Annotated in this window: 6 protein-coding genes and 1 pseudogene; all 7 read right to left on the bottom strand. The window is 70.3% G+C overall.

Features of this window, described 5'->3' with window-relative positions; genetic code table 11:
- Positions 1-1,138: pseudogene (locus B0I32_RS53615) on the bottom strand (hypothetical protein); the annotation flags it as partial.
- 404 nt (positions 1,139-1,542) lie between these two features.
- The gene (locus B0I32_RS53610) at positions 1,543-1,902 is read right to left on the bottom strand and encodes a hypothetical protein (RefSeq protein WP_181308807.1); all 360 of its coding nucleotides are present in this window, start codon (positions 1,900-1,902) and stop codon (positions 1,543-1,545) included.
- Complete coding sequence (locus B0I32_RS61290) at positions 1,871-2,002, bottom strand: hypothetical protein (protein ID WP_281262690.1); 132 nt, start codon at positions 2,000-2,002, stop codon at positions 1,871-1,873. Before B0I32_RS61290 ends, B0I32_RS53610 begins: the two co-directional genes overlap by 32 nt.
- Positions 2,003-2,154: 152 nt before the next feature.
- Positions 2,155-2,826: a M15 family metallopeptidase gene (locus B0I32_RS53605; RefSeq protein WP_106253006.1), complete on the bottom strand. Its 672-nt coding sequence runs from the start codon at positions 2,824-2,826 to the stop codon at positions 2,155-2,157.
- Positions 2,827-2,914: 88 nt separating this feature from the next.
- Entirely contained in the window at positions 2,915-5,929 is a 3,015-nt protein-coding gene (locus tag B0I32_RS53600; RefSeq protein ID WP_106253004.1) for an AfsR/SARP family transcriptional regulator, read from the bottom strand.
- 78 nt (positions 5,930-6,007) lie between these two features.
- A complete protein-coding gene (locus B0I32_RS53595) occupies positions 6,008-7,426 on the bottom strand; it encodes an FG-GAP repeat domain-containing protein (protein WP_106253003.1) in 1,419 nt (472 codons plus the stop codon).
- A 69-nt stretch (positions 7,427-7,495) separates the two neighbouring features.
- Positions 7,496-8,971 carry an FG-GAP-like repeat-containing protein gene (locus tag B0I32_RS53590; protein ID WP_106253001.1) on the bottom strand — a complete coding sequence of 492 codons (1,476 nt, stop codon included), beginning with the start codon at positions 8,969-8,971 and terminating at the stop codon, positions 7,496-7,498.
- Positions 8,972-9,005: the final 34 nt, after the last annotated feature.

The raw sequence follows: 9,005 nt of genomic DNA, 5'->3' as shown, positions 1-9,005 counted from the left end.
TGGTGACCCGCCAGTACTCGCCGTTGTTGTCGCCGTTCGTGGCACCGGTCAGCAGCTCGATCCTGGTGCCGTCGTCCCGCTTCGGCCGCCACTGCCTGCTGGTGGCGTCCTTGACCAGCTCGATGGACGAGCCGCCCAGCGACAGGACGGCGTTCTCCTGGTCCCAGCACAGGTCGCCGGTCTTCTTGCCGTCGATCATGCAGGACTTGTAGCGGCGCTCGATGTAGCCGCCGGGGCTGAACTCGAAGCCGTCACCGGCCCAGGACGCCTGGTTGTTGGTGGAGGCGGTGCGGCCGTCCACGCTCTGCGAGGAGTAGGAGAGCGACAGCTCCGGCTCCTCCCCGCCCAGCGCGGGCGGGGTGCGCAGGTCGTAGCTCCAGGAGAAGTCGCCGGTCTGCGTGCCGACGCTCCAGTCGGACGAGGCTGACAGGGAGGTGGCGGAGTGGTCGCCGGACTGGCCGGAGGGGGCGGCGGCCAGCGCGTACACGGCGCCGGTCTCGACCTCGGCGCTCAGCGTGCCGGTCTTCGGGTCGTTGCTGCTCCTGACCGGCTCCGGCTGCGGGCATTCGGCCGTGGCGGTGGCCGACTGGAGCGCGCATTCCGCGAGTTTGACCATGCCGAGCCGGGCGCCGTAGTCGCCGCCGTAGGCGTAACGGAAACCGGAGTAGTCGATCTTCAGCTCGGTTTTTCCGCCGCCCGCCCTGGCGGCCGCGACGCCCTGACCCGGAGACACCCGCAGGGCCAGGCCGAGCCGGTCGGTGTCGAGCAGCTCCACGCTCACCGGGTCGCCGCTCTGGTCGCTGCTGCGGTTGCCGCTCTTGTCGGCGGCCAGGTGCACGGGGAACCCTGCGGGAGCCTTGCTGCTCCCCAGCTCCGCCTTCTGCGGCTTGGGCCAGGTGACCGCCGGCGCCGCCTTCCACGCCCGTTCGGCGACGGGATCCGCCTCCGGCGCCTGGACGGGCACGCTCGTGCCCTTGACCGGGGTCTCCTTCTGCACCGCCGGGGCCGAACGCGGCGCCGCGTAGGCGGGCATGGCGTTGACCAGAGGCACCACGAGGACCATCGACAGAGCGGCCGCCAGGCGGCGCGGCCACGCGGACACGGGCTTGGCCACGTCCCGGAAGGCGTTCCACGACATGTCCGGAAGGTCTGGTTTATCGGGTTCGGGTAAACGATTCCAGCGAGCTTCTGGCAGGTCGAACTCATCCTGCGGGTCCATGAACCTCTCCCAGTGAGGGTGGGGGACTTACTGGGCTGCCAACCAGGGGTTGCTCGGCGCTCAGGACGCCGTCGTAGGTGCGGATGTTGTCCACGGTCCCCGACCAGTGGCCGGTGAAGACGCTCCGCGTACGCGCCTCACCCGAAGCCGAGCAGGGATTACGCCCGGGCGGAAAGCCGCCTGGCCTCCCGCGATCTTGTGTTGACGATCGGATTGTCACTCCGAGGCGTCCGCGGGTCCACGGTTCTGATCATTTCGCTCAAAGAATTACTTCATGACCGCACGCACGCGAGAATTGCGCCAGGGCGCCGTCGCCCACCGCTTCAGCTGCCGCGGATCGGCGTCAGGAAGAGGATGAGGCGGTCCTGCGCGGCCGGCTCGGCGCGGGTGGTGAGCGCGTCCCCTGCCTCGACCTCACCGGTGCCCGTCCGGTCCAGGTGCGCCGTGACGATGACCGTACGGCGGGGGTCCCAGGCGGGGCTCGGGAGGGAGAACGGGACGCGCCGCTCGGCGCTCCCGTCGTAGGAGAGCGCGGGCAGCGCCAGCTCCGCCAGCGGGCCGGCGGGCGCGTCGGCCTCGGTCACGTCCAGGACGCGGACGCGCAGCGTCGCGTCCTGGCGGTCCACCTGCACGCGCGACTCGATCTGCGCGTCACCGTCCACCATCGGCCACGTCGGGGCCACCCATCCACGCCACCCGCCAGGCCTCCGGCCAGCTGTGGGTGAACCAGCGGCGGGTCGAGTCGGCGGGCACCTGTCCCTGGAACTGCGCACCTAGGATCATGGCCGGGCCTCACTGTCGTCGTCACGGTCTCGGGGAGCTTCCGGCGCGGCGCCCGCGTCGTTGACCTGCGAATCGAAGACGATCTCCCCCGCGGAGAGGTCGCCGCCGCCCTGACGCGGGGCGGCGCAATTCTGGTGCGGATCTCCCACCGGTCACCGTGGCGCGGCGGTTGACAGATCCTCGACGAGGCCATAGCGGGCGTGGCGGGACTGGGTGAGGAAGGCCCAGTAGCGCTCGCCGAAGGACCAGTGCCACCACTCCGTAGGGTAGTTGACGAAGCCGGCGGAGGTCAGGGCGTCGCCCATGAGGCGGCGGTTGCTCCTGGCCTCGGCGGAGATGGCGGTCGCGTCGGTGTAGCAGTTCTCGTCGCTCTCCGGCGGGGTGGCGTTGACCGCCGTGCCCATGTCCAGCTCGACGCCGCCGGCCGAGCGCAGGGTCAGGTCCACCGCGCCGCCGGTGACGTGGGGGGCGACCTCGGGCGGGGAGACGTACCTGCTCGCCTCGACTCGGGCGCGGGCGTCGTCCCAGCCGGGATGCGCGGCCCGCTGGCGGGCGACGGCCGAGCCGAAGTAGCGCCGCTGCAGGCCGGCCGGGCGGTATCCCTCGATGATCAGGAACCGCAGCTCGCGCGGCAGCCGCGTCTGCGCGACCACCAGGCGATCGGCCACGCTCTGCCGCAGGTGCGCGTACGCCCCCGCCTCGTCGGCGAGTCGCGGGTCGACCCGGATGGCCTCCAAGGTACGCAGATCCACCAAGGGTTCCCCGCATTCCTTGACGGGGACCTCGGCGATCCGCGAATCGGACAGGAACACGATCTCCCGCATGGAGCCCTCCGGTTACCAGCCATGGACGCGTCGCTATGAGACGTCGACGCCATGGTGCGGCGGCCTGCTCCAAAAACGCTGCAAACGATCAGTAGGGCTTGTCCTTCAGCATTTCGTCGTACTCGCGGCAGCCGTGTAATCGGAACGTCTCCAGCGCCTCCGACCAGATGGCGTCGGCGGTGACGTCGTCGCCGAACGCCCGGTGCACCAGCGCCAGGTCACGCTGGGTCCGGGCCTGGAAGGGGCGGATCCGCAGCGCCTCCCACAGCCGCAGCGATTCCTCCAGCCGGCTCCTGGCCTGGTAGAGACGCCCCTCGGCCAGGTCGAGCTCGCCGATCGTGCGCAGCGTGCAGGCCTCGCCCCAGCGATCCTGCAGGGCGCGCATGGTGGCGAGCACCTCCTCCAGCGGTTGCCGCGCCTGGTCGTGCTCGCCGAGCCGGAGCCACGCCTTGGCCAGCGAACGGGTGCAGTAGGCCACCATCAGCCGGTCGCCGAGCGGACGGAAGATGTCCAGCGCCTGCTCGCACAGCTCCGCGGCCATGCCGTGCTCGTCCCTGGCGCGGTGGTACAGGGACATGCTGCGCAGGGTCAGCCCGGCGCCACGCCGGTTGCCCACCTGCTGGTAGAGCTCCAGCGCGGCGGTCAGATCCGCCCAGGACGCCGGATAGTCGCCGCGTTCCAGGCGTACCGTGCCCGACAGCCGTTTGACGTGGGCCAGGGCCGCCGTGTCGGCGAGGTCGTGCAGGAGCGTCCCGGCCTGACCGAGGAAGTGCAGGGACTCGGCCAGGTATCCCTGCTCGCGGCAGGCCTCGCCGAGCCCGGCGAGGGTGGTCGCCTCCCCGCGGACGTCCTTGGTCGTACGGAACAGCGACAGTGCCTGGCCGAGATACTGGCGGGATTCGGCGAAGGAGTCCCGCGCGTAGTGGAGGTGCCCCAGACCGGCCAGCAGGGCCGCCTCGCCCGGGACGTTGTCCATCCGCCGCGCGACCGTGAGCGCCGCGTCGTTCATCCGGCGCCAGGCCGCGAACGGGTCGTCGAAGATGTACTGGCTGCCTTCGAACGCCGCCGCCGAGACGGCGCAGGCGAGCTGGATGGCCAGTTCGTCGAGTTCCATGGCCGCCGCCAGTTCCACGCCGGCGATCAGGGCCTCCTCCTCGCTGCGGAACCAGGCGTGCGGATCGGCCAGCGCCGGCCTGGTGGCCTCGTCGTCCACCGGACGGGCCAGCCCGGGCGCGGCGCGCATGGGGATCGCCCCCGTCGGGACGGCCTGGCTCAACCGCTCGATCAGCCACAACCAGCCGCCCAGGACCCTGCAGACCGTGGCCGTCAGCTCCGCCACCGGCTCCTCCGCGTGCGCGCGTTCCGTGGCGAACAGCCGGATCAGGTCGTGCAGCCGGTAGCGGACCTGGCCGGCCGCGTCCACGTCCGCCTCTTCCAGGAGGGAGGCGTCCACGAGCTGCTCCAGCAGCTGCTCGGCCTGGCGCAGGCCGGTCTCCAGCGCCGTCGCGGCGACCCAGAGGGGGAAGCTGGGCAGGCCGAGCAGCCCGAGCCGGCGCAGCGCCGTCTTCTCCGCGGCGGGCAGCATGGCGTAGCTGAGCGCGATGCTGGCCCGCACCTCCTGGTCTCCCGCGGCCAGTTCGTCGAGCCGGTGCTGCTCGTCGGCCAGCCGGTCGGCCAGGCGTCGCGTGGACCATTGACGTCGTGAGGCCAGCCGGGCTCCGGCGATGCGCAGCGCGAGGGGCAGGCCGCCGCATCGCGCGACGATGTGCCGGGCCGCGTCGAGGTCGACGGTGACGCGCTCGTGGCCGGCGATCTGGGCCAGCAGCTCGACGCTGGCCTCGGCGGGCAGTGTCCCGAGGTCGATGAGGGCGGCGCCGTCCAGTCCGGCCAGGCGGTTGCGGGAGGTGACGATCACGCCGCAGCCGGGCGCGCTGGGCAGCAGGGGCCGTACCTGCGCCTCGGAGCCGGCGTCGTCCAGCACGATCAGCTTGCGCCGGCCGGCCAGCAGGGTGCGGTAGCGGTTGACGCGTTCTTCCACGGTGGCGGGGAGCTGCGCGCCGGGCGGCTGAAGCTCGCGCAGGAGCCGGCCCAGGATCTCGGCCGGGGTGGCCGGTGTGTGCGTCGTGCCGCGTAGTTCCACATGGAGCTGGCCGTCCGGGTAGAAGTGCGCGAGCTCGTGTCCGGCACGCAGGGCCAGCGCGGACTTGCCGATGCCGCCCTGCCCGCAGATCACGCAGACCGGCATGGTGTTCGGCCTGGTGAGCCGGTCGCGTAACGCGGCCAGCTCCTCCTCGCGCGCGGTGAAGTCGGGGGGCGCGGAGGGCAGTTGCCGGGGCGCGACGGTTCTGGCCGCGCCGAGCAGCGCGGGGTCGGAGCGCAGGATCGCCTCGTACGTACGCCGCAGGTCCGGGCCGGGGTCGATGCCCAGCTCCTCGATCAGGACCTGCCTGCCCTGCTGGTAGATCGTGAGCGCGTCCGCCTGCCGACCGGCCCGGTAGAGCGCCACCATGAGATCGCGGCGCAGCCGTTCCCGGATGGGATGGACCGCGACCAGCTGGGTGAGCTCGTCGATCAGGCCCTCGACCCCGCCGGCCGCCAGGTCGGCCGCGATCCGCTCCTCCAGCACCGCGAGCCGCAGCTCCTCCAACCTGATGGCCTCAGGGCGCAGGCCGGTGTCGCCGGTCCCGCCCAGGGCCGGGCCCCGCCACAGGGCCAGCGCCGTACGGAGGAGACCTGCCGCCTCCTGGTGGCCTCCCGTGCGCGCCGCCTGCCGTCCCTGGTCGACGAGCCGCTCGAACACGTCCTTGTCGAGGGTGCCGGGCGGGATCCGCGCCAGGTAGCCCACGCGATGCGAGACGATGACCTCCGGCAGGCCCGCGCCGTCGAAGGCCCGGCGCAACGAGGCGACGTACGTCTGCAGCACACCACGGGCGGTCGGCGGCGGGTTCTCCTGCCAGATCGCCTCCATCAACCGCTCGACGCCGACCGCACGGCCGGCGTCGAGAAGCAGAGTGGCGAGCAGGGCCCGCGGCTTGGGCCCCCCGAGGGCGATCTGCCGCCCGTCGTTCCACACCTCGACCGGACCCAGGAGCCGGAACTCCATCGGTTTCCCCCCATAGGGTTCGGCGGACCTTGAACCGAACCCTATGGGTACGACGGCGAGGCTTACCAGAGGTGGCGGTCAGGCGAGGATCTGCGCGAAGCCGCCCCAGCCGTGCCCGACCTCGCGGGGCTCGCTGCCGGTGTACGGCTGGCCGTTGTCGCGGACGAAGTTGTTGCTGTACAGCATCAGCTTTCCGGCCGAATCCACCACGAGCACATCCGTGAACCCGTCCCCGGTGACGTCAGCGGGAACGACCTTCGAGAAACCGCCCCAGCCATGGCCGACCTCGCGCGGCGCACTGCCGGTGAACGGCTGGCCGTTGTCGCGGACGAAGTTGTTGCTGTAGAGCATCAGCTTCCCGGCGGAATCCACGGTGAGCAGATCCGTGAACCCGTCACCAGTCACATCCGCAGGAATGATCCGAGCGAAACCGCCCCAGCCGTGACCCACTTCCCGAGGCTCGCTGCCGGTGAACGGCTGGCCGTTGTCCCGGACGAAGTTGTTGCTGTACAGCATCAGCTTCCCGGCGGAATCCACGGTGAGCAGGTCCGTGAATCCGTCGCCGGTGACGTCGGCGGGAATGACGTTCGAGAAACCGCCCCACCCGTGACCGACTTCCCGAGGCTCGCTGCCCGCGTACGGCTGACCGTTGTCGCGGACGAAGTTGTTGCTGTACAGCATCAGCTTCCCGGCCGAATTCACCACGAGCACATCCGTGAACCCGTCACCGGTGACATCGGCGGGCATGGTCCGGGCGAAACCGCCCCACCCGTGACCCACTTCCCGAGGCTCGCTACCCGTGTACGGCTGACCGTCGTCCCGGACGAAGTTGTTGCTGTACAGCATCAGCTTCCCGGCCGAATCCACGGTGAGCAGGTCGGCGTACGGGTCACCCGTCACACTGTTGCCGGGCAGTTCGGCGGGTTCCGACATGGACCACACCGCGTTCGCGATGGCCACACCGTCCGGCGTCTCTTCCGTGTACCTGTTGGGATAGGCGGAGACCTGCACCTGCTGGCAGACCTTGCCGATGGGATCGTTGCGCCAGTCGAACCTGAGCATCTTGCTGAGGAACTTGTTCGTCGCGTAGACCGGGTTCAGGATCTGGTCGACCGTTCCCCAGCCCTGCGAGGGGCGCTGCTGGAAAAGGCCGACGCTGTCGTCGGCGCCATAGGTCAGGTTGCGGATGGTGGATTCGACGATGGTGGTGGTGATGGCGATCTGCGCGGCCCGGACCGGCAGGCCCCGGCTCTTGACGGTGGCGATGATGACGCGGGCGCAGGACACCCGGTAAGCCGTCATCGAGCCGCGCAGGTCACCGGGTAATTCCCGGTTCAGCCGCGTCGCCATGTTGGCGTCGGCCGCGGTGGTTCCGTTCTTGTCGCAGGGCACGGTGTCCGCGGCGTGCGCGGGAGCCGAGGACATCAGGGCGATGGGTCCCGAGAGGCACAGGGACAGAAGCAAGCCGGTCAGGGATCGGATGAGGGCAGGCCGCATTTCTACTCCATGAGTGATGAGGAAGGGGCCCCGTGCCGGCCGCCTGGGCCGGCACGGGCGGGGATGACGTCAGGCCAGGATCTGGGCGAAGCCGCCCCAGCCGTGGCCGACCTCGCGCGGCTCGCTGCCGGTGAACGGCTGGCCGTCGTCGCGGACGAAATTGTTGCTGTAGAGCATCAGCTTCCCGGCGGAATCCAGCGCCAGCAGATCCGTGAACCCGTCGCCGGTGACATCGGCGGGAACGACCTTCGAGAAACCGCCCCACCCGTGACCGACCTCGCGCGGCGCACTGCCGGTGTACGGCTGGCCGTCGTCGCGGACGAAGTTGTTGCTGTAGAGCATCAGCTTCCCGGCGGAATCCAGCGCCAGCAGATCCGTGAACCCGTCGCCGGTGACATCGGCGGGAATGACCTTCGAGAAACCGCCCCACCCGTGACCGACCTCGCGCGGCTCACTCCCGGTGAACGGCTGACCGTTGTCCCGGACGAAGTTGTTGCTGTAGAGCATCAGCTTTCCGGCGGTGTCCACGGTGAGCAGGTCCGTGAATCCGTCGCCGGTGACGTCGGCGGGAATGACGTTCGAGAAGCCGCCCCAGCCATGGCCGACTTCCCGAGGCTCGCTGCCCGCGTACGGCTGACCGTTGTCGCGGACGATGTTGTTGCTGTACAACATGAGCTTGCCGGCCGAATTCACCGCGAGCAGGTCCGTGAACCCGTCCCCGGTGACATCGGCGGGCATGGTCCGGGCGAAACCGCCCCACCCGTGACCGACTTCCCGGGGCTCGCTGCCGGTGTACGGCTGACCGTTGTCCCGGACGAAGTTGTTGCTGTACAGCATCAGCTTCCCGGCGCTGTCCACGGTGAGCAGGTCGGCGTACGGGTCACCCGTCACGCTGTTGCCGTCCCTCGGCTCCTCGGAGGTTCCTCCGACGGGAGCGCTGTAGCCGACGATGTCGATGTTGGAGCGGCTGTAGGAGTTGGCCTTGATCCGGTCGCCGCTGTTGCCCTCGATCGTGTAGACGGTGCTCCCGTTCGCCGAGCTCACGATGCCGACGTGGTCGATGTCGCCGCTCTGGTCCCAGTCGAAGACGACGGAGTCACCGGGCTGGGGCGTGTAGCCGCTGCCGCGGGTGTGCCACGTTCCGTACTTGACGCCGTAGTCCTTGAACGACGCCGCCCATCCCGTGAGGATGCCGCCGCCGGTCTCGGGCACGTTGGCGTGCGGAACGCGGGCCCGCTGCCAGACGTATTTGACGAAGTCGGCGCACCAGTCGCTGTCGCGCCACTGGACGCCGTCACTCGACGGGCAGCCGCCGGCGGGCTTCCACGTACGGAAGTAGCCGGTGTAGTAGTTGCAGCCGCTGCCCATCGGCGATTCGTGATTGCGCGCGGAGTTGCCGAGCTGGTCCTGGGCCGCGGCCACGATGGCCGGGCGGGACACCGCCGACGCCTGCGTCGCGGAGAGCGCGACCACGCCCAGGGCGACGACGGGAACCGCCAGCATCGAACGGAGAGTGCGGGATAAGAACGCGGTGTGCTGTTTCATGCTGCGAAGCCTGCGCCGGGCTTCTGCAAACACG

It is taken from the genome of Nonomuraea fuscirosea (assembly GCF_003001935.1).
GTDB lineage: Bacteria > Actinomycetota > Actinomycetes > Streptosporangiales > Streptosporangiaceae > Nonomuraea > Nonomuraea fuscirosea.
Note: the sequence above shows the minus strand (reverse complement) of the source record. Positions and strands in the feature narration are given on the sequence as shown.

Excerpts from the sequence above, each read along its gene's own strand:
- B0I32_RS61290 (WP_281262690.1), bottom strand. The coding sequence starts at position 2,002 with ATGATCCTAGGTGCGCAGTTCCAGGGACAGGTGCCCGCCGACTCGACC.
- B0I32_RS53605 (WP_106253006.1), bottom strand. The coding sequence starts at position 2,826 with ATGCGGGAGATCGTGTTCCTGTCCGATTCGCGGATCGCCGAGGTCCCC.
- B0I32_RS53600 (WP_106253004.1), bottom strand. The coding sequence starts at position 5,929 with ATGGAGTTCCGGCTCCTGGGTCCGGTCGAGGTGTGGAACGACGGGCGG.
- B0I32_RS53595 (WP_106253003.1), bottom strand. The coding sequence starts at position 7,426 with ATGCGGCCTGCCCTCATCCGATCCCTGACCGGCTTGCTTCTGTCCCTG.
- B0I32_RS53590 (WP_106253001.1), bottom strand. The coding sequence starts at position 8,971 with ATGAAACAGCACACCGCGTTCTTATCCCGCACTCTCCGTTCGATGCTG.